The 26,310-nt window shown below is 42.8% G+C and carries 26 protein-coding genes; 9 read left to right on the top strand and 17 right to left on the bottom strand.

Translation table 11 applies throughout. The features are described from left to right. Positions 1-15 precede the first annotated feature (15 nt). Entirely contained in the window at positions 16-1,917 is a 1,902-nt protein-coding gene (locus ACFQ3S_RS17800) for a hypothetical protein (RefSeq protein WP_377166984.1), read from the bottom strand. 276 nt (positions 1,918-2,193) lie between these two features. Further along, entirely contained in the window at positions 2,194-2,616 is a 423-nt protein-coding gene (locus ACFQ3S_RS17795; protein WP_377166982.1) for a secondary thiamine-phosphate synthase enzyme YjbQ, read from the bottom strand. 356 nt (positions 2,617-2,972) lie between these two features. Here ACFQ3S_RS17795 and ACFQ3S_RS17790 point away from each other — a divergent pair, with 356 nt between their 5' ends. Next, positions 2,973-4,196 carry a GAF domain-containing sensor histidine kinase gene (locus ACFQ3S_RS17790; protein ID WP_377166980.1) on the top strand — a complete coding sequence of 408 codons (1,224 nt, stop codon included), beginning with the start codon at positions 2,973-2,975 and terminating at the stop codon, positions 4,194-4,196. Between the two features lie 120 nt (positions 4,197-4,316). Here the strand turns inward: ACFQ3S_RS17790 and ACFQ3S_RS17785 are convergent, their stop codons facing one another. Beyond that, the gene (locus ACFQ3S_RS17785) at positions 4,317-4,544 is read right to left on the bottom strand and encodes a hypothetical protein (RefSeq protein WP_377166978.1); all 228 of its coding nucleotides are present in this window, start codon (positions 4,542-4,544) and stop codon (positions 4,317-4,319) included. A gap of 102 nt (positions 4,545-4,646) precedes the next feature. On the opposite strand from ACFQ3S_RS17785, the gene ACFQ3S_RS17780 reads away from it, so the two are divergent. After that, positions 4,647-5,717 (top strand): PA0069 family radical SAM protein, encoded by a 1,071-nt coding sequence (locus tag ACFQ3S_RS17780; RefSeq protein ID WP_377166976.1) that lies wholly within the window; start codon positions 4,647-4,649, stop codon positions 5,715-5,717. 22 nt (positions 5,718-5,739) lie between these two features. On the opposite strand, the gene ACFQ3S_RS17775 is transcribed toward ACFQ3S_RS17780, so the two are convergent. Beyond that, complete coding sequence (locus ACFQ3S_RS17775) at positions 5,740-6,006, bottom strand: hypothetical protein (RefSeq protein WP_377166974.1); 267 nt, start codon at positions 6,004-6,006, stop codon at positions 5,740-5,742. A 9-nt stretch (positions 6,007-6,015) separates the two neighbouring features. Next, the gene (locus ACFQ3S_RS17770) at positions 6,016-7,872 is read right to left on the bottom strand and encodes a hypothetical protein (protein ID WP_377166973.1); all 1,857 of its coding nucleotides are present in this window, start codon (positions 7,870-7,872) and stop codon (positions 6,016-6,018) included. 275 nt (positions 7,873-8,147) lie between these two features. Between ACFQ3S_RS17770 and ACFQ3S_RS17765 the strand changes: the two genes are divergently transcribed. Beyond that, positions 8,148-8,948 (top strand): phosphatase PAP2 family protein, encoded by an 801-nt coding sequence (locus ACFQ3S_RS17765; RefSeq protein ID WP_377166972.1) that lies wholly within the window; start codon positions 8,148-8,150, stop codon positions 8,946-8,948. 285 nt (positions 8,949-9,233) lie between these two features. Here the strand turns inward: ACFQ3S_RS17765 and ACFQ3S_RS17760 are convergent, their stop codons facing one another. Beyond that, positions 9,234-9,737 carry a DinB family protein gene (locus tag ACFQ3S_RS17760; RefSeq protein WP_377166970.1) on the bottom strand — a complete coding sequence of 168 codons (504 nt, stop codon included), beginning with the start codon at positions 9,735-9,737 and terminating at the stop codon, positions 9,234-9,236. A gap of 68 nt (positions 9,738-9,805) precedes the next feature. Next, on the bottom strand, positions 9,806-10,750 hold the full coding sequence (locus ACFQ3S_RS17755) for a helix-turn-helix transcriptional regulator (protein WP_377166968.1): 945 nt from the start codon (positions 10,748-10,750) through the stop codon (positions 9,806-9,808). 242 nt (positions 10,751-10,992) lie between these two features. On the opposite strand from ACFQ3S_RS17755, the gene ACFQ3S_RS17750 reads away from it, so the two are divergent. Together ACFQ3S_RS17750 and ACFQ3S_RS17745 are read left to right on the top strand one after the other, a co-directional pair. Next, positions 10,993-13,809 carry an outer membrane beta-barrel protein gene (locus tag ACFQ3S_RS17750; protein WP_377166966.1) on the top strand — a complete coding sequence of 939 codons (2,817 nt, stop codon included), beginning with the start codon at positions 10,993-10,995 and terminating at the stop codon, positions 13,807-13,809. 7 nt (positions 13,810-13,816) lie between these two features. Beyond that, entirely contained in the window at positions 13,817-14,596 is a 780-nt protein-coding gene (locus tag ACFQ3S_RS17745) for a GLPGLI family protein (RefSeq protein ID WP_377166964.1), read from the top strand. 7 nt (positions 14,597-14,603) lie between these two features. Here the strand turns inward: ACFQ3S_RS17745 and ACFQ3S_RS17740 are convergent, their stop codons facing one another. Further along, complete coding sequence (locus ACFQ3S_RS17740) at positions 14,604-14,873, bottom strand: hypothetical protein (RefSeq protein ID WP_377166962.1); 270 nt, start codon at positions 14,871-14,873, stop codon at positions 14,604-14,606. Further along, complete coding sequence (locus ACFQ3S_RS17735; RefSeq protein WP_377166960.1) at positions 14,854-15,384, bottom strand: RNA polymerase sigma factor; 531 nt, start codon at positions 15,382-15,384, stop codon at positions 14,854-14,856. The genes ACFQ3S_RS17740 and ACFQ3S_RS17735 overlap by 20 nt, the downstream gene beginning before the upstream one ends. Before the next feature lie 126 nt (positions 15,385-15,510). Between ACFQ3S_RS17735 and ACFQ3S_RS17730 the strand changes: the two genes are divergently transcribed. The 4 genes from ACFQ3S_RS17730 (at position 15,511) to ACFQ3S_RS17715 (ending at position 19,761) form a co-directional block, all read left to right on the top strand. Then, positions 15,511-18,114 carry an MGH1-like glycoside hydrolase domain-containing protein gene (locus ACFQ3S_RS17730; protein WP_377166958.1) on the top strand — a complete coding sequence of 868 codons (2,604 nt, stop codon included), beginning with the start codon at positions 15,511-15,513 and terminating at the stop codon, positions 18,112-18,114. A gap of 146 nt (positions 18,115-18,260) precedes the next feature. Next, complete coding sequence (locus tag ACFQ3S_RS17725) at positions 18,261-19,031, top strand: SDR family NAD(P)-dependent oxidoreductase (protein ID WP_377166956.1); 771 nt, start codon at positions 18,261-18,263, stop codon at positions 19,029-19,031. A 204-nt stretch (positions 19,032-19,235) separates the two neighbouring features. Then, entirely contained in the window at positions 19,236-19,442 is a 207-nt protein-coding gene (locus ACFQ3S_RS17720; RefSeq protein WP_377166954.1) for a hypothetical protein, read from the top strand. Continuing rightward, a complete protein-coding gene (locus ACFQ3S_RS17715) occupies positions 19,432-19,761 on the top strand; it encodes a type II toxin-antitoxin system RelE/ParE family toxin (RefSeq protein ID WP_377166952.1) in 330 nt (109 codons plus the stop codon). The genes ACFQ3S_RS17720 and ACFQ3S_RS17715 overlap by 11 nt, the downstream gene beginning before the upstream one ends. 8 nt (positions 19,762-19,769) lie before the next feature. On the opposite strand, the gene ACFQ3S_RS17710 is transcribed toward ACFQ3S_RS17715, so the two are convergent. From ACFQ3S_RS17710 to moaD, 8 genes are all read right to left on the bottom strand, one after another. Next, positions 19,770-20,021, bottom strand: coding sequence for a putative signal transducing protein (locus ACFQ3S_RS17710; protein WP_377166950.1), 252 nt, complete (start codon positions 20,019-20,021; stop codon positions 19,770-19,772). A gap of 42 nt (positions 20,022-20,063) precedes the next feature. Further along, positions 20,064-20,648, bottom strand: coding sequence for a nucleotidyltransferase family protein (locus ACFQ3S_RS17705; RefSeq protein WP_377166948.1), 585 nt, complete (start codon positions 20,646-20,648; stop codon positions 20,064-20,066). Further along, positions 20,645-21,889 carry an XdhC family protein gene (locus tag ACFQ3S_RS17700; protein WP_377166946.1) on the bottom strand — a complete coding sequence of 415 codons (1,245 nt, stop codon included), beginning with the start codon at positions 21,887-21,889 and terminating at the stop codon, positions 20,645-20,647. Before ACFQ3S_RS17700 ends, ACFQ3S_RS17705 begins: the two co-directional genes overlap by 4 nt. A gap of 78 nt (positions 21,890-21,967) precedes the next feature. Beyond that, complete coding sequence (locus ACFQ3S_RS17695) at positions 21,968-23,161, bottom strand: molybdopterin molybdotransferase MoeA (RefSeq protein ID WP_377166944.1); 1,194 nt, start codon at positions 23,159-23,161, stop codon at positions 21,968-21,970. 317 nt (positions 23,162-23,478) lie between these two features. After that, positions 23,479-24,570: a ThiF family adenylyltransferase gene (locus tag ACFQ3S_RS17690; protein ID WP_377166942.1), complete on the bottom strand. Its 1,092-nt coding sequence runs from the start codon at positions 24,568-24,570 to the stop codon at positions 23,479-23,481. Positions 24,571-24,636: 66 nt separating this feature from the next. Then, a complete protein-coding gene (gene moaA / locus ACFQ3S_RS17685; RefSeq protein ID WP_377166940.1) occupies positions 24,637-25,632 on the bottom strand; it encodes a GTP 3',8-cyclase MoaA in 996 nt (331 codons plus the stop codon). Positions 25,633-25,638: 6 nt separating this feature from the next. Next, positions 25,639-26,049 (bottom strand): molybdenum cofactor biosynthesis protein MoaE, encoded by a 411-nt coding sequence (locus tag ACFQ3S_RS17680; RefSeq protein ID WP_377166938.1) that lies wholly within the window; start codon positions 26,047-26,049, stop codon positions 25,639-25,641. 10 nt (positions 26,050-26,059) lie between these two features. Continuing rightward, positions 26,060-26,299 carry a molybdopterin converting factor subunit 1 gene (gene moaD / locus ACFQ3S_RS17675; RefSeq protein ID WP_377166936.1) on the bottom strand — a complete coding sequence of 80 codons (240 nt, stop codon included), beginning with the start codon at positions 26,297-26,299 and terminating at the stop codon, positions 26,060-26,062. Between the last annotated feature and the right edge of the window lie 11 nt (positions 26,300-26,310).

Raw genomic sequence — 26,310 nt, 5'->3', positions numbered from 1 at the left:
ATTCATCCTTATAAATCACTCACTCACCAACGTTACAAAGCTCCTGGCCGGCAGTTTAAATTTCAACTGCCCGTTCGATACTTTTTTTTCACCATACTCTTTTACCGAATCCTCTTGGTTAGTAACATAGATCTTTAGCTTTTCAACCTTTAAAGGTATGCCGGTAATAATCGCCTGCCTACCGGCTCCGTTGTTAACCAGGTGTATGGTGTAAACGCCGGTATTGTTATCGCCCAGTGCTGCAGCCGATACGTCGGTACGGCTGCTTTGGATAGGCATAGCGTAAAGGTTTTTGGGAGTAGAAGAAAGTTGTTTTAAATTCCAGAAACGCTGGGTAGGACGCAAGGCGCCGTTATCACCAAAAATGCCACCGCCAGCCAGTGGCGAATAATCAGCAGTAAGTTGCCATTGCAGTATAGAAGCCGGTTGGCAAATAGCCAGCAAACGCGTGTACAGGTTAATTTCTTCCATGGCATAAGTAGGTTCCTGAAAAATAGCAGGGTACTGCCAAGCTGCGGCATCTATGCTGCCCTCGCCCACCAGCAGAGGAACATTAAGCTTAGTAGCGGCATCGGCCCATTTTTGCAGGGTTTCAGTTTCCCATCCGCGCCACGAGTGAAAAGATATAGCACCAATATAGGGATGGGTAGCGGTATCGGACATGGCCAGGTTTAAAAACGCCCAAGTGTTGGCGTCTGAGTTATCGCCTAACAGCAGTTTGGTTTTTAATCCTTTAGTATTCATGTACGACCCTAAACCTTTAATAAAATCAGCATGCTCTTGCGCTGTCATACGAATATTAATACCTAAGTCCGATTCGTTGAACGAGAAATATTGTACCTCTACGCCGTAGGCATCGCGCAGGTAAGTGATATACCGAGTAATTGACCGGTAAATATCGGTCATCATGTCTTTATTAAGCGGGTTGCCCCAAATACCGTTTAAGGGTTTTAAATTAGGTGTGCCTACAATAGCCCAATCAGGGGCAGACCACGCCGATAATATAACCGGGATGCCTTTTTTGGATAAACGCTGCGCCATTTCCATAGCTTTGATTACCTGCGGATGAATACGGTTCTGTTGTGCGGCATCAAAAGGGTTAGCATCTTTTTCGGGCTGCCAAAATTTCCAGGGCATTTCTACTCTACCCCAGGCCAAGCGCAGGTTTTCCAAGCTATAATCTATCACCTGCGGGTCGGTAGCAGCATTTTGCAGCCTAAAGTTACCGCCCAGTCCTTCAAACCTACGCCCTTGTTGCGCCGCATTAAATGTTAGGTTAACCGGATCTTTATCAATTTTCCCTTTAGCTTCCAACTGGTAGCTTTTCTCAATGGTTTCGCCTTTTGCAATATCATTGGCCTTTATAGTAAAATAAACTAAAATATCGCCATTGTTTTCATCCTTACGCACCAGTACGGAGTCGGGTTTTTCGGTTTTTACCTTTACCTCCAGGTTAATTGATTTGTACTCAAAGCCCTTGGCCATAACGCCATTCAAATCTTTAATGGCATTGGTGGGGATGGTAGCTACGTCAAAATTTTGTTCATTATCAGCCAACTTAAACCTTGCCGAATTATCTGACACGCGAGGAATGCGCACTACAAAAAATACTCCTAATATACTGGTATCTACCTTTGAGATTAGCTTAATATTAACCTGTGCTTTATTGCCGCCGCCATCGGTAACCGTTTTTTCAAAAATTAAACTATCAAAACGGGTGGTAACCGTTTGTATGTTTCCATTGCGGTTATAAATAGGGGTTTGCTGTTCCCGGGCAGTGCTTATAATCTGATCTCCACCTTTTTTAAGGTACTGCAAACTGGTTTGCAGGTTAAACAGTTGCCCCTGCTTACGGATACCGGTAATGTTGCCCCAGGGCGCAACCTCTACCTGGCTATAGGCTTGTTGGTGAAACATGATTGCGATTATTATTACTACAAAGAAGATGTATTTCATACAAGCGCCAAAAATATAAACTTTTGCCTCATTATACGTGTTGATAACGTGTTGGGTTAGCCTCAAAAACCACAGGAGCACAAATATTTTGCAATTAAAAAAGACTTGTGATAGGCATAATGGTTTAAATGGGTTAACTATTTATAAGGCTAACTCAAGTATCCGCCTGCATGCTGAATATGACAACTCTTCCTGCTTGAAATAAATACGCAAGCGTAAACGCTTATAAATGAGTCGTTATTCTCCCCAAATAGTTACCACTAACTTTCTGCTGCCGCCGTAGTTGCGGTGCTCGCACAGGTAAATGCCCTGCCAGGTACCCAGCGCCAATTGGCCGTTACATACGGGGATCATCACCGAAAAGCCTAGCATTGCCGCTTTTAGGTGTGCGGGCATATCATCAGAACCTTCGTCGTTATGCAGGTATTCGGGGTCATTTTCGGGTACTACTTTGTTAAAATACATTTCAAAATCCTGCCGTACGGTGGGGTCGGCGTTTTCGTTAATAGTAAGCGATGCCGATGTATGCTGAATAAACACCTGGCAAATGCCCGCCTGTATTTCGCCCAACTGGGGCATAGCCTGTAATACTTCAGTTGTAATTAAATGAAAGCCCCTGTGCCGGGACCGGAGTTGTACAGTTTGTTGATATACTTTCATAATAGTTATGAAGTTAAAGGCCAATAATGAATTTGTGTTTAGGTACTGGAACAGGTGCAAGAATACTTTTGTTCTTTGTTACAAACCTCATTTGTGAATATACGGTAACTGATTACCCAGTTATGTGCTAAACTCATTATTTAAATTTATAACCATTTCTATATGTACTTAATCACAGCCTTATTTAATTTAGTTGATAAATAGGTAACCATTTTGCAGCTTTAATTGTACTTTTTAAGTTAGTTACTACTTATAACATTTGCTTAAATTGCTGTAACCTTTTTTAAAAATTTATGTATAAGGCTGTTATAACAATAACTTTAAAGTACTTTAACACTTTAAATTAAATGCAATTTATGAGCACTGTATTGCCGATGCCCGCTAATGAAATGGAAAGGTTAAAAGCCTTATCAGATCTGGATATTGATTATTCCAGCTTAAATGATAATTTAAAAAGTTTAAGCAAACTGGCCGCAAAAATTGCTGGTACCGATATTTCCATGGTGAACCTAATTGATTCCCTTACCCAGTGGACCATAGCTAACCACGGACTTGATATTGATCAAATGAATCGTGAAGATTCGGTTTGCCAATATACTATTGTAGAAAAAGAAGGTTTTGAAGTGCCCGATCTTTTGGCCGATGAGCGGTTTAAAGAGAAATTTTATGTTACAGGTTACCCAAAAGTCAGGTATTATTACGGTGTGCCTCTGCGGGCCGATAATGGGATACATTTAGGCGCTTTATGTGTGCTGGATACTCAAACCCGCAATCTGACACCCGAAAAGGTTGAAATGCTCAAGATTATTGCCGATGAAATTGTAAACCGGCTAAAAGCACTAAGTGTGATAGATAATTTGCGTAGCCAAATAAGTGAGGTTACTGAGAACCAGCGCCGGGTAGCGCACGATATTCGTGGTCCTTTGGGCGGCATTATTGGCTTGGCGCGTATTATAAGTGAGCAGGGCAATGAGAATACCATGGATGAAGTGTTGGAATTTATCAATCTGATTCAAAAAAGCGGTTATTCGATATTAGAACTGGCCGACGAAATATTAACTGTTGATAAGATAAACCTACAGAAAGATAACATATTAGGTAGCGACGAATTCAACCAGGTAGCCCTAAAAGAAAAATTGCTGAAACTGTATGTGCCTCAAGCTATTAATAAAAAGGTGAAGTTTGAGGTTATTACTAACTCCAATACGCAGGCCATACCATTTTTAAAGAATAAGCTGCTGCAAATTGCAGGAAATTTAATTTCAAACGCAATAAAATTTACCCCGGCTGGAGGACATGTAACCGTAAATTTGGGTATTGATATTGAAGCAACCGGTCATATACTACAAATTAAGGTAGAAGATTCCGGCGTTGGCATCAGCCCCGAAAAAATCGCCCTCATATTAAAAGGTGAGGGAGAAACCACCAATGGTACCAGCGGCGAACAAGGTTTTGGTTTTGGCCTGGCATTAGTAAAGCACCTGGTTGATAACTTAAAAGGCACTATGCAAATTACATCAGAGCCTGGCAAAGGAACTGCTTTTATGATAAGCCTGCCGCAAGCGGCCAATAAAAGATAATTAGCTTTTAAAAACTACTATTTTGTTGACTAAAAATCATTTAATACAATAATCAGGGGACTTGGTTGTGCAAATGAGCCTGTCATTTTAGTTGGAAATGACACGCTCTTTTCTGCAACTTTATTCAAACGTCTTAATAATCGGATCATTAAAATGATTTTCGAACCATTCATCAAATAACAGGTTCGTTTCCAATTCGGGGTTTTGGATAGCGTAAGAGGCAAAACTGACACCAATAAACTTTATATCAGCCTCAAGCATTGTAGCTAAATTTGCTATAGCTTGTTCGTTTGTTGAGCCTTTCAACTGCCCATTTATTTTTTCGGCAATCCTTTCGTGCAAAGTCATCTCGTAGTTATTTAATTACACAATGTACTTAGCAAATACAACGCCAGATAAATAAATTATTTGAAGCTACAAATTTACTAATTTATTTAGCAAATTTGCTTTATGGCATTTGAGGCTAACGAGGATTTTTTCAGGGGGCGGGGGGCACAGGTAAATACGCACAATAAGTTCCTGAAGGTTAAGTATATAGCCGAACATATTGAGGGATTGGACGAGCCTCTGTTGCATAACAGCAAAACGCAGCTGTTTATGGAAAACGCCAAAAGTATCGTCAGTAAATCCAATAGTCCCGATTTAAGCCACATGCACTCCATTAACCCTTACCAAGGTTGCGAGCATGGTTGCATTTACTGCTACGCCCGCAATAGTCACGAGTATTATGGCTTTAGCGCAGGGCTTGATTTTGAACGCAAGATCATAGTTAAGCATAACGCACCCGAATTATTAGAAGAATATTTTAACAGACGCCGTTACCAGCCTACGCCCATCATATTATCAGGTAATACCGATTGCTACCAGCCTATTGAGCGCGATTTAAAAATCACCCGCCGCCTGCTCGAAATATTTTTACAGTACAAGCACCCCGTAAGCATTATTACGAAGAATAACCTCATTTTGCGCGATATGGATATCGTAGAGCAGCTGGCCAAATTCAATTTGATCCATGTAAATATCTCCATTACCTCGTTAGACGAACAACTGCGCCAAAAGCTGGAACCACGTACGGTAACCTCCATTGGACGTTTAACCACTATTGAAAAGCTGACCCAAAAAGGAGTACCTGTACGGGTAATGACCGCGCCTATTATCCCGGGGTTAAACAGCAACGAAGTGCCCGCCATTATTAAAGCCGCAGCCAACCGGGGCGCTGTAGCTGCCGGTTTTACCCTGGTGCGTCTTAACGGCAGTATAGCCGAAATATTTACCGACTGGATCCACAAAACATTCCCCGACAGGGCAGAAAAAGTGTTAAACCTGATCCGCGAGTGCCACAATGGTAATTTAAACGACAGCGAATTTGGCCGCCGCATGAGCGGCGATGGCGAGGTAGCCGAATCTATTCACCAGTTATACCGTATGGCCTGTAAAAAGTACCTGGATGGCAGGGAAATGCCGGGATATAACTTATCATTGTTTACACCAAAAACGGGCAGGCAGATCACGTTATTTTAAACACACTGGCTCAAATAAGCATTTAAGGCAACCGCCTCATGCCCTCCCATTTAACCTTCCACTTCCCATTCTTCGGGAAGCCGGGGTTAGCTATCTTGTTAGCATCATCACCAGTACACATGAGTGCTACGGCGGCAAGCAAGCTCCCGTTACCGGGTAAATATAAGGTTAAGCGGCTGGTTTGGTAATTATATCCGTTTACTAAATAAGTATTGGTAGTAACGTTTTTAAATAGGGCGTTAATCGCTTTTTCGGGTTGGTTAAGGCGGGTAGCCGTCATAGCAACCATAGGGAAGTCCTAGCCCCAGGTATGGTCCCAATGCCAGGCTTTTTCCACCACATCAAAAGTGCGGTGCATTACCGCGGTATCAACTACGCCGTTTGCAGGTAAAGTGCTCAAAGCCATTAATACGGCCGGATGATCTATGGTAAATTTACTATTGGCCGAGTAAGAGTCATTTATACTTTCGGCTCCTTTGTAAACACCATCTTGCTGCGCTAATGGAGCCAGTTGGTCAATTACCTTTTGCCAGGTTTTATCGGGTGCCAGCCCTAAACGGGTACGCCACTTTTGTGCTACCTGCAAAGCCCATTTCCAGTAGGCCAGTTCGTAAGGCGAATTGAAGGTTTCAGCCGCTTTATAACATTCTTGTGCCGGAATAATGCCCTTACCTAAATTGTATCGCTTGTTAGCTTTATCATAAGTAGCAAAGGAGGCCATAAAATCGGCTGTGGCAAATATGAGCTTCTGATACTTTTGCAGCACCGCTCTGGTTGGTTTGTCGCGGTAGATCAGTTCGGCCTGGTAAATAGGGTGCGGTTGCTGCCACAACAGGAACGAACCTACCGATGAAGGGGATTCGCCGCCATTATGATCGGTCATTTTTTGCCAGCGTACGCCTTGGTAACCCTGGCGACGGGCAATTTCCCGGGCACCATTAAAACATTTAAAGTACCAGTACATGCTTTTTTCCATGAGATCTACCCTACCCCATAAAGCGTATTGCGCTGTATGCCACCAATACATTTCCATGTGTGGGCGTCCGTACCAGCTATTGTAAGTTAAACCGGTTTCCTGCGGAGGATAGTTGCCGGCTTCCTGCACTCTTAACAGGTATTGCGAAAGTACAATTCTACGTTCTAATTCCTTCGCTCTGCTATCAGTACTTCCGGCCAGATCTATAGCCGCGCCCGATAGCCAGAATTTTGCCCATCCTGCTACACTGCTGTTATAATCACTGGTAAAATTGGGTGCGCTGGCTGCTACCTTATTCGGCAAAAAATCCGCACTTAGCTCAAATGTATCAGTACCGCCCGGCAACAGGGTGAATGTATGATTTGCAGCTTTCTTCCATACAGCTTTTCCGCTCCACCTCGCGGCTACAAAGTATTGGTCGTTATCCAATTTACGACTCAATAAGGCTGTATTGATGCCAACCTGCTTAAACGTAGTAGTGTGCTTGTTAGCATCGGCATAATTTACAGCCCTATCGGTAAACTCATTGGTTGGGTATGGAAATTTGAATTTGATCCTGATTCGTTTTTGCTGAAGCAGCGCGGAGGTGATCTTTACGCCTATAGCATCCTGAAAAGCGTGGCCAACGGTAATCACCTTTACAGGTGTACCTTCTATAGTGAATTTACTGGTAATACAGCCCGTCCAAAGATCGAGTTCCTGGTGAATATCTTGCAGATCTTGCGGACCGGCCAGCGAACCATCCTTCTTGATAATATCCAGACCAATATTACCTAATTGCAGCCGGTGAGGATTAGCGCGGTAATAATCGACTGCTTGCTGGTTGCGGCCTGCTTCTTTAAATTGTATAGCATAAAGCGCCCTGCGGCCGGTGTTGTTAAAATCGTAGGACTGCAACGTTTCGCTGGTTATATAATTACCTGTATTTGGAAAAGAATGCCATCCCCACTCAGATTGTGTACCCAGCGGGATACCTTTGGCATAAAATTCGGGGAATGATTGTAAACCGGTAGCATCTACCGTAAAGGCGAATTTACCATTACCTACGGTTAAAGAGCCAAGGGTATCAATTTGACTGAGTATAACGTTATGCCTTTTTATTACCGCTTTGCGATCTATATTTTGAGCGATGCAGGTAGTGATGAGTAAAACCTGTAATAAAGTAAATAGTGTTTTCATTTCAGTAATTAAATCAGTAGTGAGTAAACTATGTCAGGCAGTACGTTAACCCAACGCCTAATTTATTCATTTGACTGATCATAGTCTATAAAAATTGGTTACCCAATGTAGATATTATTTACTATGTATATACTTGCAATATCTCAAATTTAAACGCCGTTGTAAATTATATTTCTTTAAATCGTTTCTATATTTTCACTTTTTGAAAACATTATACTACTTTATTAAATTTATAACTATTGCTATTTAACAATTTCCTAACATATACTACTATATTGAAAAACTTTAAACTAATATACTTTGCTGTAATTGTTGTATTACTTAACTCCATACAGGTTAATGCTCAAGTTATCGATTCTGTTAAGACCGATTCTGTTGAGCATATTTTAGAAGTGCCGGATACAGTTAAGCACCTGGAAAGTAAAGTTATATCCTTCATACCACCGGCTGTGTTTGTAGGCTACGGCTTACTATCATTAGGCGTTAAGCCAATACGCGATATAGATTTTCATGTATATAACGACTTACGGAAAGATCACCCAAATTTTAGCACTAAAGTTGATAACTATTTTCAATTTGTTCCTGTAGTTACGGTTTACGCTTTAAATCTTGCGGGGGTTGCCGGTAAAAATCGTTTTATAGACCGTACCATACTTTATGCACTTTCGCAAACCATTAGGTATGGCGTTGTAAATGTAATTAAAGGTGCATCTAACCGGCAAAGACCAAATGGGTTCGACGATAAATCTTTCCCATCTGGACATGCGAGTACGGCTTTTGCCGCTGCCGAGTTTATGGCGCAGGAGTATGGAGAAGTATCTCCCTGGTACGGCGTTTATGCTTACTCATTTGCCACAGCAACTGCTATATTAAGGGTTTATAATAACGACCACTGGTTTAGCGATATTATAGCAGGGGCAGGTTTCGGCATCCTGTCAACCAAGGCTGCATACCTGCTTTACCCCATCATCAGGAACAATTTGTTCCGTAACGATAAAAAAGATGATAAAGCTACTATTTTGCTACCCAGCTATAATAATGGTGTAGTGGGTTTTACTTTTGTGAAACGGCTATAAGGGTTTAACTGACTATTAACCATTCGGCAAACAAACATTATCCCTCCATAGAGAGGGCATGGAAGGGTTTGAAAAATTATTGAGACCCCGCCCTGCTAACGTACAAACCAACCGCACCCAATTCCAGGCTCCATCATATCCACATCTCTATAAACCTACTTAGATAATCCTATTAGGCTAACAATTTGTGAATACACGGTAGCATTTCAAGGAGGTAATTATAACAGCTTATTAACAATACTATATTGCGTATAGATAACAACCCTACTAACCATATATACACTTTCATGCTGCAAATTCTATATCATCGGCGCTCGGGCCGTATGGGCCGGGAATAGGAATGTTTAACAGGCGCAGGAACACGCCCATTTGAGCACGGTGGTGTATGATCTGTGCAATACTGATACGTATCATTTCATATTTAGTGGCTTGTAAAATAACGTGCTCGCCACTTCGCAAAATCCACTGTTTTTCCAGTTGCTCAATGCGAGCTTGTTCCAGGCTTGTTTTACCGTTCAGCACCGAGCGGTCAAAGTACGCCAGCAGTTGTTCGGTAGTATTAACTACTTCTTCTTTCCAATCGTTTTTTTGAAAATCAAGCTCGGCGGTGTTAAGCGTCATGGCTATCCAGTTGGGCAAATCGGCCAGGTGAGAGGCTAAGCGGCGCACGGTCATACTTTTAGGGTGCGGTTGCCAATTGTATTGATCGTTAGGAATGCGTTGCAACATTTTACGGGTGTTAGCAACTTCTACGTCCAGTTCTTTTAAAAGCAATTCAATGATGTTCATGGTTGTTTCTATTTGTTTGTGATACAAATAAACCATGCGATAATGACAGCCCTATGTCAGCAGGAAAATTATAAATTCAATAAAGCCTGATCAATTAATTTTTTTACTCGCTGGCGCAGTGTATCAGGTTCTGCAATACGGGCACAATCGCCAAAGGTTAAAAACCAGCGTGCAAACCCTTCGAGCGAAAGAGTTAAAAAAGTCATTTCTATACCTCCGTACTTTTCAGTTTCACCAATATAACCATGATAATATTTTTGCTCCCCCAGGTGCCGGGCCGCTTTTGTATCCACCTGTAATATTACTTTTTCCAGGTTACGGTCTTTATACACACCAGCCAGGTAATCTTTTAAGGTAGGATGCAATGTGGTCACTTCTTCATCAGTTAGCTGAACATTCATCATTCTGTCGAACCTGAAATCGCGGTAATCTTGCTTTACTTTACACCAGGCTATCAGGTGCCAGTAGTTATCCAAATAAAATACACCAACCGGTTCTACACAACGTTGGCTATACTCTTGCCGATAGTACGAAAAATATTTTAAGCTGATCACCCGTTTTAAAGTTATGGCCTTTAAAATGAGTTGCAGCGGATTAACACCAACCTGCATTTGCGGCGGCCTACTGGCTTTAAGCACTTCAATGCGGCTGTCCATACCTTCCAGATAGTCTTTATCGGTACTGCGCAACACCGCACGTATTTTATACATTGCCGAACGGTAATTGCTTCCATTTACTTCATCGGTCAGGCTCTCTACTAATTTTTCGGCAGTAATAAAGGCGGTAGCTTCTTCTAAAGTAAAGGCAATAGGCGGCAAACGGTAACCATCGGCCAGCGAATATCCCTGACCGGCTTCTCCAATAATGGGCACACCGGCTTCTTCTAAGGTACGCATATCACGGTAAACCGTACGCAAACTAACCGCAAACCTATCAGCAATATTTTGAGCTTTAACCACCCTGCGCGATTGCAGCTGAATGAGTATGGCAGATATACGGTCTATACGGTTCATGCTTAAAAGTAATTAAATCCACAAAAAATTCCAACCAAATAATAGCATAAGCTACCATTACTTAGGTAAGTGAAAATATTTTAAAAAATTTGCGCTATTACTGTACAAATTTTCAATAAATATTGTCTTGTATTAAACTGCAGTACACGTATCATAAAAATTACACAGCATTTAAAACATTTAACATTAATTAACTACGAATACTAAAGGTTTAGTTATACCTTAACGCCATAATCCTTATCATGAAATTTATACTTCTACTACTAACTTTTTGCTTGTTAAGTTACGTCTCAATTGCTCAAAACGCCTACAGCGTAAAGGGCACAGTGACAGATACTGCCTCTAATGCTAAACTGGCCAACACTACCATTTCGGTACTCAACGCCAAAGACTCTACACTTTACAAATTTACACGCGCCACAGCTAATGGAAGCTTTAGCATAGGAAATTTAAAAAAAGGCGAATTCATTTTACTGGTTACCTACCCTAAGTATGCCGACTATGTAGATAATTTCACGCTCGATTCGGTTAAAACCACCCACAACTTCGGGCAAATAGATATGATCCTGAAAACACGGCTACTGGCCAGTGTAATGGTAAAAGGAACCCGTGCAGCCATTAAAATCAAGGGCGATACTACCGAATTTAACGCCTCCAGCTTTACCGTACAACCCAATGCCAAGGTGGAAGATCTGCTTAAACAACTACCCGGTATTCAAATAGATAAAGACGGTAAAATAACCGCCCAGGGACAAACGGTAAGTAAAGTATTGGTTGATGGAGAGGAGTTTTTTGGTGATGACCCAACTTTGGTGACTAAAAACCTTCGCGCCGATATGGTAGACAAGGTACAGCTCTATGATAAGGCCAGTGATCAGGCGGCTTTTACAGGTATTGATGACGGTCAAAAATCGAAAACCATTAACATTAAATTGAAGGAAGATAAAAAGAACGGATACTTTGGTAAAGCCGATATTGGAGTTGGCACCAAAGATTTTTACCAGGCACAAGTTGCCGTAAATAAGTTTGCAGGTAAAGAAAAGATTTCGGCCTACGGAACTTTAGCCAATACAGGTAAAACCGGCTTAGGCTGGGAAGATGCCAACAAGTTCGGCACCTCGAGCAATAACGTGGAGTTTGTGGATGGCGGCATCACCATATTTTCGGGCGGAGGTGACGATTTGGAAGGCTGGGGCGGCCGTTACAACGGTGAAGGTATCCCCGTGGCGCGTGCCGGCGGCGCACACTATGATAATAAGTGGAATGCCGACAAGCAAACCATTAACGGTAACTATAAAATAGGATCGTTAAGTGTAGTGGGCGACCGTAACAACCAAACCCAAAACAATTTACCTGCTCAAGGCAGCAATCCTGCCAGTATTATCAACACTAACGGCGATCAGCGTTTTGATAATTATATTTTCAGGCAAAAAGCCGATGCGACATACAACCTGAAGATCGATAGTACTTCGAACATTAAACTGGCCTTAGACGGTACCTTTAAAAATACGGAAAGCCGCAACACCAGTAAAACACTTAGCGTGGATGGAAACGGACAGTTATTAAATAATGAAGATAAAGAAACGGATACGGACGGAGATCAAAAAACGTTTAACTTTTCAGCTTTTTATACTAAAAAACTAAAAAAAGCCGGCCGAACCTTGTCTGTAAACTTATCTCAGTCGACAGATGAAAATGACAATAAAGGTTTTCTATATTCTAATGTTACAGGAAAACGAAATCAATTAACTGATCAGTACAAGATCAATAAAATTAATACTAACATTTTTAATAGCAACATTACTTATAGTGAGCCTTTCTCTAAAACCTTCTCCATGATAGCCAACTATGGCATTGGATTAAGCAACAGCACGGCAGACAGGAAAGCATTTAGCCCATCGATCCCTAACCCAACCCGGAACAATGATGTGGTACTTTACAATAATTTAGTAGATTCGGTAAGCAATAATTACCGGTTAGATCAGCTAACCAATCAGGGCGGTTTGGTTTTCAACTACAAAAAGGATAAAACTACTTTTAACTTTGGCACCAAGGTAGCCGCTGTTAGATTTGAGCAGTTGAATAAAATTAACGGCAATGAGTTTGATCGTAATTTTATAAACTGGAACCCACAGGCTACTTACCAGTACCGCTTTTCGCAGCAAAAATCATTCAGGTTCAGTTATAATGGTAGTACGCGTCAGCCAACTATCGATCAAATACAACCTATTATTAATAACGCCAATCCGCTGTACATTACAATAGGTAACCCCGATCTTACCCCATCATTTACCAACCGATTCTCTACTTCTTACAGTTCTTACAAGGTACTCAGCAATCGCTCTATATGGATAAGCGGCTCATACAGTATCACTTCAAATCCAATTGTAAGCAACGTAACTGCTAATGGCACTACAGGTTTTACCACCAGCCAGGCGGTTAATTTATCGGGCGAAAGTACCTCTAATTTCAATTTATACGGCTCTATTGACAGTAAGGTGAAGTTTCTGTTAGGAATTAATACCGGCTTGGGCATAAGCACCAACGGTAATACCTATTTTAATATGGTAAATGGAGTATTGAACCGTACGCGGTCTAACAGCTACTCGGCCACTATCAACCTGCAAAAATATAAAGAGAAAAAGTTTGACATGTATGCTACTATCGGCCCTACTTATACCTATAGCGTATCTTCTTTAAACCCGGATATTAATAATAATGGCGGAGGCTTTACCACTTACCACCAGTTAAACGCGTATTTGCCGGGTAAATTTCAGATTGGTACCGATGGTAACTATGAGTACCGTGCACCAACATCTTCGTTTAATCAATCGTTTAGCCGTTTCTTAGTAAATGCTTACCTGCAAAAAGCATTTTTTAAAGATGAAAGCTTAAAATTAAAAGCTAATGTAAACGATATCTTCAATCAAAATTCCGGCTTTGAACGTAGAGCAAATGGCAACACAATTACCCAGAGTAGCTATACTACTATTAAGCGATATGCAATGCTCTCGTTAATTTATGATTTCAGTAAAATGGGTGGCTCATCCAAAAAATAATACGACTATGAAAAGTACAATACTCATCATTACCATCTGCCTTACAGCCTTAACAGGCAACCTGGTACTGGCACAAAACGCGCACTTTACCACCAGCGGCACCATCGAGTTTGAAAAAAGCATCAACATGTATGCGCTGATCAAAAAAATGATCAATAAGAACAATGAAAGCTATTTAACACAGGCATTAGATCAGTATAAGAAAACACAGCCGCAGTTTAAAAAGTTAAAAAGCACCTTGACTTTTTCGGATAACAAAGTGTTATACACCCCACTGCCCGAAGAAGCTACTACCAACAACTTTTTTGGCAGCAGCCCAATCAATACGCAGATCAATACCGTGGCTACCGATTTAGAGACCGGCATTAGCACCACGCAAAAAAAGATCTTTGAAGAAGTATTTTTAGTGAAAGATAGTCTGCGCAAAATCAACTGGAAAATAACCGACGAGACACGCGAAGTGGCAGGCTTTCAATGCCGCAGAGCCAACGCGCTCATCATGGATTCTATTTATGTGGTAGCGTTTTACACCGAAGAAATTGCCGTATCGGGCGGCCCGGAATCGTTTACCGGTTTGCCGGGCATGATCTTAGGCGTTGCCTTACCGCACGATAATATGAGCTGGTTCGCTACCAAGGTAACCGATATAAGCATTCCGCCGGCCAAATTAGCCCCTCCCGCTAAGGGCAAGCTGGTTAATAATAAAACATTAATCACCACCTTAAAAGCCGCCATGGACGATTGGGGTACACAATCACAATCGATACTTAAAGCTGCGTTATTATAACGCGGCTTTATTTACTAAAATAGCTTAATAACTTCTGACGGAAGCTACTGTACTCGGGCTGGCTAAACACCATTTGCTCAACGGCATTAATTTGTGCTTTTAACTGCCTCCTTGCCCGTAATTGTACCAGGTAATGCACCTTGCGCTGCCATTCTACGGTTTCTTGCAGGTCGGGGTATAACATAAGCTGGGCATCAAATACCAGCTTATCACCCGGCGGCAATTGTAGTAGCAGGTAGCTGTCTATATGCCCGGTGTTAAACGCAGAAGTCTTCATAAGTCAGGGATTTTTCTTTTACCTTATTACGTACTTTTTCCAGGCATTTATGCTTTTGCACCGTGGCCGATCGTTCGCCCGACAGGCCGAAGCGTTCAGCAATTTCTTTCATGTTCTGCTTATCGTAATAAAAGGCTTGCAAAATCTCCATGCACTTTTGTCCCGCCCTTTCCAAATAGCGCAGCAAGCGGTTAGCTGAGGGTTGCAGCGGTTCTTCATTAGCTAATTCCATAAAGTTTAGCACATCTTCATTTACATGTCCTTTTTGCTTTTGCTGCTGATGGTACCAAAGGTGCTTAGCTATGCCCAGCAGATAGGCTTGTTCGCTATGGGTAAGCTGTACATTTCCCGACACTGCTTTTTCATAGTAGATCACCAGCGCATCCTGAAAAATATCTTTAGCTTCATCAAGCAAGCCACCTTGCCTGGCAATGTGTAGTGCTACATTTGGGAAAGCGGTAAGGTATAACCGGGTCAACCAATCTTCGCGGGTTTCGTTCGTTGCTTTCATGGGCTATATTTATTATAAGTGTGCGGTTATTTAAATATATCACCAAAAAATAAAAAAAGCAATTCAAATATCTTTATGGAGTCAAACGTTAAAAACTTATCTTTCTCACATTGCAACAATCAACCTATGGATACGGAACAAATACGGCTGCAACAGCATTATACCGGGCAAACCAACTGGCTAAAATGGGGGCCTTATCTCTCCGAAAGGCAATGGGGAACCGTACGTGAAGATTACAGTACCGACGGCAATTCGTGGAATTATATTACCCACGATATGGCCCGGAGCAAGGCCTACCGTTGGGGCGAAGAAGGCATAGCCGGTATCAGTGACGACAAACAAGAACTTTGCCTGAGCCTGGCATTATGGAACGGCCAGGATCCGATATTAAAGGAGCGCCTGTTTGGCCTTACCAACAATGAAGGTAACCACGGCGAAGATGTGAAGGAGCTTTACTATTACCTGGATGCCACACCTACGCACAGTTATTTAAAAATGCTGTACAAGTATCCGCAGCAGGCGTTTCCTTACAACTGGCTTGTTGATGAGAACCGCAAACGCGATAAACATCAACCCGAGTTTGAACTGATTGATACCGGTATTTTTGACCAGGATAAGTACTTTGATGTGTTCACGGAATATGCCAAGCAAAGCGAAGAAGACATCCTCATACAATATACCGTTCATAACCGCGCCGATCATGCTGCAAACCTGCACCTGCTGCCGCAGCTTTGGTTCCGCAATACGTGGCTGGCTGCCTATGCTAAACCCCAGATCTTATACCAGGGTCAAAATACCTTGCTGATACGCCACCCTCAATTAGGCGACTATTACTGCTACGCCGATGGTGTTGCCGAAGCTATCCTTACCGATAATGAAAGCAACAACCAACGTTTACACCACTCGGCTAATGACACATCTTATGTAAAAGACGCGTTTAATAACCGGGTTGTACATAATAATGCAGATGCAGTTAACCCCAGCCACGAGGGTACTAAAGCGGCGTTTTGGTACCAGCTATCGGTTCTGGCTAAAAGTAGTGTGGTGGTTAAATTACGTTTAAGCAAAGGGAAGCAGGTTCAACCGTTTGCGGATTTTGATGAGATAGCGGCAGCCCGTAAATCCGAGGCCGATGCCTTTTACGCAGCCCGCCAAACCGGCACCACCAATGCTGATGAAAAAATGGTACAACGCCAGGCCTGGGCTGGTATGCTGTGGAGTAAGCAGTATTATAATTACAATGTGAAACGCTGGTTGGATGGCGACCCTAACGAACCCACCCCGCCGAGAAGCAGGCGGAAAGGTAGAAACAACCATTGGAAACACTTTGTGGCCGAAGACATTCTTTCCATGCCCGACAAATGGGAATACCCCTGGTTTGCCGCCTGGGACCTCGCCTTTCATTGCATAACCCTGGCTCCCATTGATGCCGATTTTGCCAAGAAACAATTGCGCCTGCTGGTAAGCGCCAACTATATTCACCCTAACGGACAGTTGCCCGCCTATGAGTGGGATTTTGGCGATGTAAACCCGCCTGTGCATGCGCTGGCCACCTGGCAGGTTTACGAAACCGACCGACAGCTTACTGGTAAAGATGATTTGCTTTTTTTGGAAGAGATCTTTCAAAAACTGACCATGAACTTTACCTGGTGGGTAAACCGTAAGGATAGTGAGGGCAACAATATTTTTGAAGGAGGCTTTTTAGGTCTCGATAATATTGGCGTATTTAACCGCAGCGCACCGGTACCCGGCGGCGGCTTTTTAGAACAAGCCGACGGCACCAGCTGGATGGCCATGTATTCGCTCAATATGATGCGCATTGCCATGGAACTGGCTCTGCACAAACCGGCTTACGAAAGTATGGCCGTTAAGTTTGCCGAACACTTTTTATACATAGCCGGTTCGCTGGCTAATTTGGGCGAAGATTCGTTAGGCTTATGGGACGACCAGGACGGCTTTTACTATGACGTACTGCGTCGGCCCGATTGCAGTTGGGACCGTCTGCGTCTGCGTACACTGGTTGGCCTCATCCCTATGTTCGCGGTTACTGTTTTTGAAGAAGCCAAATGGAAAAACCTGCCCATGCTCACCGAGCGGCTCGACTGGTTTATGCAGCAACGCCCCGATTTGGTGAACCTGGTTAGCCGCTGGAAAGATACCAAAGGCGATCAAAAACACTTGTTCTCGTTATTACGCGGCCACCGTATGAAGCTGTTGCTGAAACGGATGCTGGACGAAAACGAGTTCCTGTCTGATTATGGCATTCGTTCCATTTCTAAAGTTTACGAGGATCAGCCTTACCAATACCTTCTCAATGGCGACAACCACCAGGTAAAATATACTCCTGCCGAAAGCGATAGCAGTATGTTTGGCGGTAACAGCAACTGGCGCGGACCTATTTGGATGCCTATCAATTATTTACTTGTAGAATCGTTGTACCGTTTTCATGAGTATTATACCGATGATTTTAAGGTAGAATACCCAACCGGCTCTAATCAATATTGCACACTGGCCCAAGTTGCGCAAGCGCTAAGCCAACGCCTTAAAAGCATATTTTTAATGAACGACAAAGGGGAACGCCCAGTTTTCGGCGGTCACACCAAACTAAACCACGATGAACATTTTAAAAACTACATCCTCTTTCACGAATACTTTCATGGCGATAATGGCAAGGGCTTGGGCGCCAGCCATCAAACCGGCTGGACAGGGCTGGTAGCTTTAATGAAGTAGTTTTTAAATAAAAGAGTCAGGAAACAAGACTTGCTTTTGGTGTGGGAGTGCCACAGTGCCCATCACTCACCCTAAAGCATAAAAAGTTCATCGCAATGCAAACCACATTCCATAAATAATCTTTTACCTATATACAATACATCACTATGAACCGCTTTGAAAATAAAATAGCCTTAGTAACCGGCAGCAGTCAGGGCATTGGTGCTGCATGCGCTTTACGTTTAGCTGCCGATGGTGCCGATATCATACTGAATGGCCGCAAGCTCGACGAGCGCGGCGAAGACCTCATTAAACAAATTACCGCCATGGGCCGACGGGCGCACTTTTTAGCGGCTGATGTGAGCCATATGCATAACGTGGTAAATTTGGTAAGGGACGCCATAGCAGTTTATGGTGAGCTGGATATACTGGTAAATAATGCCGGTGTAGAAAAGAACAAAGACTTTTGGGACGTAACAGAAGAAGAGTATGATTTTGTGATGGATACCAACCTCAAAGGGATATTTTTTGGCATTCAGACGTTTGTGAAATACTGCATGAGCAACAAGCGTGGTGGCGTAATCATTAATATGAGTTCGGTACACGAAGAAATTGTTTTTCCTCATTTTGCAGCCTACTGTGCCAGCAAAGGTGGCCTAAAAATGCTCACCCGCAATTTGGCTACGGAGTTAGCACATTTAAATATTAGGGTAAACAATGTAGCCCCTGGTGCTATTGCTACACCGATTAATAAAAAACTAATGGATACGCCCGAACTATTAGAGAACGTGCTGGATAATATCCCGATGAAAAAGATGGGAAAGCCCGAAGATGTAGCGGCACTTGTAGCCTTTTTAGCCAGCGACGATGCCAAATACGTAACCGGTTCTACCTACTTTGTAGATGGCGGGCTGACGTATCATTACGAGGAGCAATAAGGAAGGTTTAATTAATTATATAACTTGGTCAGTCTGAGCTTGTCGAAGACCTGGTAAAGCGGCGAATGCTTCGACAGGCTCAGCATGAAGTTTAATTGATCTATTGTTTTTTTAAACTGTTAATCGCGGTTATGAAAACAAGTTGTTGATCTGAATTTTTACTGTATATTAGATCAGCTAATCAGTTGCTAAAAAGATCTTGCAATGAAAGTACTATTAGATATACCCGATAATAAAGCATCTTCTTTAATGGATGTTTTGAAAAGCATATCCTACGTTAAAGCGAAGCCTCTTACAGATGCAAAAGCATTATTAATGGAGGAAGTAAAAGAAGCTGTTGACGAAATGAAACAAATTAGGGCGGGGAAAAAAGAAGCGCACAACGCGGAAGATTTTTTGAATGGATTATAATGTAAAGTCGCTTACTGTCTTTGAGAAACAAGTTAAGAGACTTCTCAGGAAATACCCCTCATTAAAGGCAAATCTTTTAGACCTGGTTAGAATTCTCAAAGAAAATCCTGACTATGGCACCGCCATTGGGAGGAGGTGTTATAAAGTACGTGTGGCAATTACTTCAAAAGGTAAAGGAAAGTCGGGTGGCGCAAGAGTTATTACCAACTTCACAGTTACCGATAATACGGTGTATCTCCTATCAATTTATGACAAATCGGAAAAAGAAAACTTAACAAATAAGGAATTAACCGAACTATTAAGTTATCTTCCTGAATAAAATAATTATTAAACCTCTTCCTGAATATTCAAATTATAATCATTGATAATCTGGCGCGCTTGCTCTTCATGCATATTTGATACCTGAACTTTTACGGCACCCGCGCCGCCAGCTACTATTTGCCAGGGTGCAATGCTGCCCATCAGTTCGTTTTGAATGAAAGCCGGGATACCTTCTTCTTCCAATAAACTATGGATCATACCGGCATCAAGCGGGGTACCTGCAAATACTGTTACCAGGCTATCGTTTATTTTGTTCATAGGTCTTTTTGTCAAGGCTCGAAGGTATGTATATACCGGTGACTAACCATTAAGCAACCTTTGATAATCCTCCGGTGTATCAACATCAATGCTACCTTCGGTAAACGGTATTTTTATAATCTGTTCTCGGTATTTAAATAAGAGTTTTTTAGCCCCCTCCTGTCCCTGTAAAGTCAGCAGTTCATCAAACCAAAATTTACCGAATAATACTGGCGCACCAACAGTATCCAGATAAGCACATGCTACTATAGCCTTTTCATCACTGCCCGATGTTTCAATAAGCTTTTGCAACAGATAGGTAGTTACAAAAGGCTGATCGCACAACATTAGTAATACATTTTGCACTTGCGGATACAACGTTTGTAAAGCCCTAACCCCCGATTTTATGGACGAAGCAATGCCTTGTTCCCAATCGGGGTTGATGACAATATCGGCTATCTTACTATCTACATCGGGCAATATACTTTCGTGCCGGGCACCTAAAACCACAATGGTTTTATGGTTAGCAATACCGATAGTTGATCGCATAGCTTTTTGCAATAAGGTTTGTTCCTTGTAAATTAATTGCTGCTTAGCCTGCCCCATGCGCGAAGACGATCCGGCTGCCAGGATAATAATACCGGTCATAGGTTCTCGTGGTTTACCGGTAGCCTGACTATTTCAGGTGAATGTAATGCGGCATTTTTGTCACGCAAGGCTTTGCCCTCGCGTTGTTGTAATACCGCCTGCATTTCCGACAGCATAGATAGGGCTATCTCTTCGGATGTTTCCGCGCCAATATCTAAGCCGGTTGGTCCATATATACTTCGGAGTTGATCTATGGTAAAAGTCAGGCCTTCTTCGTGCAATTCATCCAGCATACGCTGTAATTTTTTTTTAGGCCCCAGGCTGCCTACATAGGTTAATTGCAGCGGCAGCAATTGCCGTAGCATAGCCAGGTCGTAATTGTAATTGTGCGTCATGAGCACTACTACTGTTCTGCTATCAATATTTACCATGGATAAAACCTGATCGGGCTTAGCCATTATTACACGTTTGGCCAGTGGAAAACGGCTGCTTACCGCATAGTTGGTGCGGCCATCTATTACAGTATTATGCCAGCCCAGTACCGCCGCCATTTGCACCAACGGAATAGCATCGTTACCAGCACCAAATACCAATAATGATACGGCTGGTTTTAACAGTTCTATAAAAGCGGTTAACTCTTTTTGAGCTCTATAAGTTTTGGTAGCCGATCTTCCCGCGTGCAAAACGGCTTGTGCATCCTCCAATAGTTGACTATTCAAACCGTCAATATTACAATTGCGGATCTGTTCTTCATCCGTTAAAAACAGGCAGGTACCTACTTGTGCCGCTTTACGATCAGCTAACGAAAACAACGTAACTACCACCGCGTTTTGCCGCTTGCTTAAAAATTTTTTGAATAGGTTGATAGGATGATTAATGTTATCGATAAATATAGGCTCAATAAGGATATGGATAATGCCGTTACAGCCCAGGCCTACACCCAGTTTGGCATCGTCATCGTCGGTAGTATCGTATGTGACCAGCATAGGTTGCTGTTGCGACATGGCCAACCGTGCTTTGCGTAATGCATCACCTTCCAGGCAGCCACCGCTAATTGCACCGGTTAATTCGCCATCTTCGGTAACCAGCATACGGGCACCCGCGCGGCGGTACGAGGAGCCTTCTACCTGCACTACAGTAGCCAGCGCGGTTTGCTTACCTTGCTCCTGCGCCACATCGAAGGCCTTAACAATATCTTCCAGTTCTTTCATGACTAATGTAAACTTAGGAAATAACCAGCAGGCTTGCCGATAGTTTGATATTACCATGGTAGCGGCACAATACTTTGTGCCCTGCTGCATAAATATAAAAAATGTCCTGTTGTGCCGTGCTGCATTTATTTAAGAAAGGTACTATTGTTGGCACAAAGTATTGTGCCGCTACGGGTTAAATAAATAAATGTAAAAAATCCGTCCTTCGGCAAAAGAGGTTTCTTCGGCCGGTAAGCTTAAAAAACCTTCGGCCTGCATGAGGTTCACCATATCGCCGGAGGTGGAGGTGTCTACAGGTTCAGCCAAAAGCTGGCCTTCATGATTGACCAACCGCACCAATACATGATGCGTTAATGCCGGTTTAAAAGTAATAGCTTTACTTAAAGCAGCCTTAACCACAGGCAATTTAATACCTAACGAACTGTATAACCAAGCCTTAAAATAAAGCTGAAAGCACACCCACGTTGATACCGGATTGCCCGGAAAGCCAAATACCAGCGTACCATTGTCAAACTTGCCAAACAATAGAGGCTTACCCGGCTTTTGAGAAATGCTATGAAACACCATTTGCATACCCAGTTGCTGTAGTACCTGCGGCAAAAAGTCGAATTTTCCTTTGGAAACGGCACCCGAAAACAGCAAAACATCGTATTGTTCAATCATGCCTGCCATTTGCTGGGCTATAGCTTCAGGCTCATCGGGCAGGTGATAGTTATCGGCGGTTATACTTTCCTGTTGCAAACCGGCCAATAGCATATAACCATTCGATTGCCGGATCTGGTGCGCTAAAGGCTGTTCGGTTACGGCTACCAGTTCATCGCCGGTTGAACATACGGCTACGCGGGGCAGGCGGTAAACCGGCACTACAGCCATACCTACCGAAGCCATAATGGCTATAATAGCTGGCGTTATTTTCACACCCGCAGGTACCAATATTTCACCGGCCTTTTTGTCGGTTCCTTGCAAATGTACATTTTGGTACGGCGTAACTTCATTTAAATTCACATAGGCTATTCCGTCAGTTATAGTCAGATCTTCGTATCGGATCACCATATCGGCACCTATGGGGAGCATGGCACCGGTCATAATTTCAATGCAATTGCCGCGATTGGTGAGTTGCTTTTGCGGATGGCCTGCAGCTTGAATATCTGTAATGCAAAATTGCCGCACATCCTGCCCGAACGCCCTGCTACCTATGGCAATACCATCCATCGTAGCGCGGTCGAACGGCGGGAAATTGCGGTCGGCTAAAACAGGTTGGGCCAATGTTCGTCCGGTAGATTGCAGCAGTTCCACTTCCTCGATAGGAAAAGGTTTGGTTTGTTCAGCGATAAGTTGCAGGGCTTGGGTTACAGAGATCATCGAGTTTATATGTTATTAAAGAGACACAAAGTATTGTGTCTTTACACCGGATAAAAAAACGTAGAGACACAACACTTTGTGCCTTTACACCGGATAAAAAAACGTAGAGACACAACACTTTGTGTTTTTACACCGGATAAAAAAACGTAGAGGCACAACACTTTGTGTTTTTACACCGGATAAAAAAACGTAGAGGCATAACACTTTGTGTCTTTACACCGGATAAAAAAACGTAGAGGCATAACACTTTGTGTCTTTACACCGGATAAAAAAACGTAGAGGCACAACACTTTGTGTCTCCTTGCACTGCCGTTAAATTAATAGACTGACTTATGCACTAAATACTCCTCTTCAAATTCATCCTGCCAATAATACATGCCACCTAAAACGCTGTATATACCGGCTTGCGGATATTGCTTTTGCAACATTTGAGCGGCTTTATTACTGCGTGCGCCTTTTTCGCATAGCATAACTACAGGTATATGAGCATTAATAGCAACTTCGGCAGGATTCAATTGCATTAAGGGTATGGATACAGCACCTGCCAAATGCCCTTCTTCAAATTCAGCCGGTTCACGCACATCTATCAGTTGGAAGGCTTTGCCAGTTTCGTACCAACCGTACAGTTCTTCTACCGAAAGCAACGAAACTGTGTTGCATGCTACAGCTTCATAATTGGGCAGCAATGCCGTGATCTGTTGATTTAGCGGGTTGGCTTTTAATTTCATTTTGTACTGGTCATCCTGCAAAAAATCGAAGATCTGCAAATAACCCGACAGGGTTTGCCCTACACCCGTTATTACTTTAATGGCCTGCAAAGCCTGCTGGCAACCTACTATACCCGGCACTACGCCTAACACACCTGCCGTATTACAATCGGGGATTTCGCCCGCGGATGGCGGCGTAGGGTATAAGCAACGATAGGTTGGCCCACCGTTATAATTAAACACACTTACATGACCTTCGTACTGTTGTACGGCACCATATATGAGTGGTTTATTGAGGATCACACACGCATCGTTTAATAAATAACGGGTGCTGAAATTATCGGTGGCATCAATTACCACGTCATAATCCTGGATAATTGCTAACGCATTTTGCGGAGTAATAGCTTCGTTATAAAACTGAAATTTGACTTCTCCGTTCAAAGCCTTCAGCTTATCAACAACAGTAACTACCTTGCTTTGGCCAACCTCATTTTCGCTATACAAAACCTGTCGGTGCAAATTGCTCAGGCTTATGGTGTCCATATCTATAACGCCCAGCGTACCTACCCCCATACCAGTTAAATACTGTAGCACCGGCACCCCTAAACCACCGGCACCTACTACAAGTACCTTGGCATCGCGCAGTTTTTGCTGTGCGACTTCTCCAAAATTAGCCAATTGTGTTTGTCGGATGTATCTCATTTTGGTATGCAATAGATAAGTGGTTTTCCTATCTTGATTCTTGACTCTAATTTCTTGATTCTATTCTTATCCTCCCAATGCCGACATGGAAGTATGGATGGCGCCGTGGCTGGCTATTTCGGCGGCATAACCGTCGCGCTCACGCTGGCTTACGGCATACAATATTTCCTGTTCTACATCATATACCGATGCACCTCTGCGTAAAAGATCGCGCAGGTTAGCTACCGGCGGACCATATAAGCAGGTCCTTAACTCACCCGTAGCCGATAAGCGAATACGGTTACATGTACCGCAAAAGGTACGGCTGAATGAGGGAATGATTCCAAAACTGCCCCGATAACCAGATATTTTATAATTGACCGACGTGGAATTGGCATCACTGATCAGGCGGTTAATTTCGGGGTAGTGCTTACTAATATGATCGTAGATGCGTTTATGATCCCACTCCGACAATATCTGTGAACCATCGCTTCCGTTAAAAGGCATTTCTTCGAGAAAGCGTACCGATAAAGCGTGATCTTTGGTCAATTCGATAAAGGGAACTATATCCTGAACGTTCTTATTTTCGGCTACAACGCAGTTCAATTTCACGTCGAAACCATCATCCAGTAATTTTAAAATACCGGTATATACGCCTTCAAAATTATCGCGACGGGTTATTTGCTGAAAGCGCTCACGGCTTAACGAATCGAGACTTATATTAATTTTAAGGATACCCATTTGCAGCAACTCGGCCTGGTATTGGGTGGATAATGTACCATTGCTGGTTACCGTAATTTCCTGTAAGCCTTGTACCACGCTAAGTTTTTTGAGAAAAGGCATAATTCCATTGCGTACAAAAGGTTCACCACCGGTAATGCGTATTTTGGAGATTCCCAGGTTGCAAAAAATGGATGAGAGCTGGTACATTTCGTCGAACGACATCAGGTCTTTGCGTGAAGCAAAGTTAATTCCTTCTTCGGGCATGCAATAATAGCACCTGAAATTACAGCGATCGGTAACCGATAACCGCAAATAATTCAGCTGTCTGCCGTATTTATCAACTAATTTACTCTCTGCCATAATCTATTACGGATGGGCGTTCACCCATACACTGTTATCTTCATAAAACTCTTTTTTCCAGATGGGCACTGTTTTTTTCAGCTCATTAATTAAAAACCGGCAAGCCTCAAACGAAGCATCGCGGTGAGCCGATGCTACCCCAATGACCACCACAGGCGTGCCCGGTTCTTTTGCACCAACAGCATGTATAATAGCCAGGTTAACCAGTGGCCATTTGCCCATAGCCTCATTAGCCAAATGCTCCATTTGCCGTATGGCCATGGCATCATAAGCTTCAAAATTAAGCCGTACTACTTCCTTGCCTTTAGTATGGTTGCGCACGGTACCTACAAAAAGGTTAACCGCACCGGCCTCAGGCGAATTAAGGTAAGCGTAAGCCTCATTTAAGTCTATATGTTCAACTATTTTTATTAACACTTTATTATGATTATCCGCCGCTAACCGGTGGTATAAGGGCTATTTCATGGTCTGTATTTAATACATCATCGTCCTGGGCGTATTCACTGTTAATTGCAACAGCCAGTGATGTTAAACCTTGCATAGCCGGGTATTGCCGGCCTAACCAGTTTTTTAATGCTTTAACCGTAGTAATACCTGCACCGGCAGGTATCTCTATCCTGCTTTGTCCGGTAATTTCGCGGGTAATTCCAAATAGCAATATTTTCACTGTTGTCTGTT

Origin of the sequence: Mucilaginibacter terrae (assembly GCF_042679325.1) — a bacterium.
In the GTDB taxonomy this organism is placed as follows: domain Bacteria; phylum Bacteroidota; class Bacteroidia; order Sphingobacteriales; family Sphingobacteriaceae; genus Mucilaginibacter; species Mucilaginibacter terrae.
The sequence above is the reverse complement of the archived record's forward strand: the minus strand, read 5'-3'. Positions and strand labels throughout refer to the sequence as shown.

Coding starts and splice junctions, on each gene's coding strand:
- ACFQ3S_RS17770 (WP_377166973.1), bottom strand. CDS start 7,872: ATGAAAACACTATTTACTTTATTACAGGTTTTACTCATCACTACCTGC.
- ACFQ3S_RS17760 (WP_377166970.1), bottom strand. CDS start 9,737: ATGAACATCATTGAATTGCTTTTAAAAGAACTGGACGTAGAAGTTGCT.
- ACFQ3S_RS17790 (WP_377166980.1), top strand. CDS start 2,973: ATGAGCACTGTATTGCCGATGCCCGCTAATGAAATGGAAAGGTTAAAA.
- ACFQ3S_RS17740 (WP_377166962.1), bottom strand. CDS start 14,873: ATGAAGACTTCTGCGTTTAACACCGGGCATATAGACAGCTACCTGCTA.
- ACFQ3S_RS17730 (WP_377166958.1), top strand. CDS start 15,511: ATGGATACGGAACAAATACGGCTGCAACAGCATTATACCGGGCAAACC.
- ACFQ3S_RS17715 (WP_377166952.1), top strand. CDS start 19,432: ATGGATTATAATGTAAAGTCGCTTACTGTCTTTGAGAAACAAGTTAAG.
- ACFQ3S_RS17785 (WP_377166978.1), bottom strand. CDS start 4,544: ATGACTTTGCACGAAAGGATTGCCGAAAAAATAAATGGGCAGTTGAAA.
- ACFQ3S_RS17705 (WP_377166948.1), bottom strand. CDS start 20,648: ATGACCGGTATTATTATCCTGGCAGCCGGATCGTCTTCGCGCATGGGG.
- ACFQ3S_RS17745 (WP_377166964.1), top strand. CDS start 13,817: ATGAAAAGTACAATACTCATCATTACCATCTGCCTTACAGCCTTAACA.
- ACFQ3S_RS17775 (WP_377166974.1), bottom strand. CDS start 6,006: ATGGTTGCTATGACGGCTACCCGCCTTAACCAACCCGAAAAAGCGATT.
- ACFQ3S_RS17720 (WP_377166954.1), top strand. CDS start 19,236: ATGAAAGTACTATTAGATATACCCGATAATAAAGCATCTTCTTTAATG.
- moaA (WP_377166940.1), bottom strand. CDS start 25,632: ATGGCAGAGAGTAAATTAGTTGATAAATACGGCAGACAGCTGAATTAT.
- ACFQ3S_RS17780 (WP_377166976.1), top strand. CDS start 4,647: ATGGCATTTGAGGCTAACGAGGATTTTTTCAGGGGGCGGGGGGCACAG.
- ACFQ3S_RS17690 (WP_377166942.1), bottom strand. CDS start 24,570: ATGAGATACATCCGACAAACACAATTGGCTAATTTTGGAGAAGTCGCA.
- ACFQ3S_RS17735 (WP_377166960.1), bottom strand. CDS start 15,384: ATGAAAGCAACGAACGAAACCCGCGAAGATTGGTTGACCCGGTTATAC.
- ACFQ3S_RS17725 (WP_377166956.1), top strand. CDS start 18,261: ATGAACCGCTTTGAAAATAAAATAGCCTTAGTAACCGGCAGCAGTCAG.
- ACFQ3S_RS17710 (WP_377166950.1), bottom strand. CDS start 20,021: ATGAACAAAATAAACGATAGCCTGGTAACAGTATTTGCAGGTACCCCG.
- ACFQ3S_RS17755 (WP_377166968.1), bottom strand. CDS start 10,750: ATGAACCGTATAGACCGTATATCTGCCATACTCATTCAGCTGCAATCG.
- ACFQ3S_RS17695 (WP_377166944.1), bottom strand. CDS start 23,161: ATGATCTCTGTAACCCAAGCCCTGCAACTTATCGCTGAACAAACCAAA.
- ACFQ3S_RS17800 (WP_377166984.1), bottom strand. CDS start 1,917: ATGTTTCACCAACAAGCCTATAGCCAGGTAGAGGTTGCGCCCTGGGGC.
- ACFQ3S_RS17700 (WP_377166946.1), bottom strand. CDS start 21,889: ATGCAGCAGGGCACAAAGTATTGTGCCGCTACCATGGTAATATCAAAC.
- ACFQ3S_RS17795 (WP_377166982.1), bottom strand. CDS start 2,616: ATGAAAGTATATCAACAAACTGTACAACTCCGGTCCCGGCACAGGGGC.
- ACFQ3S_RS17750 (WP_377166966.1), top strand. CDS start 10,993: ATGAAATTTATACTTCTACTACTAACTTTTTGCTTGTTAAGTTACGTC.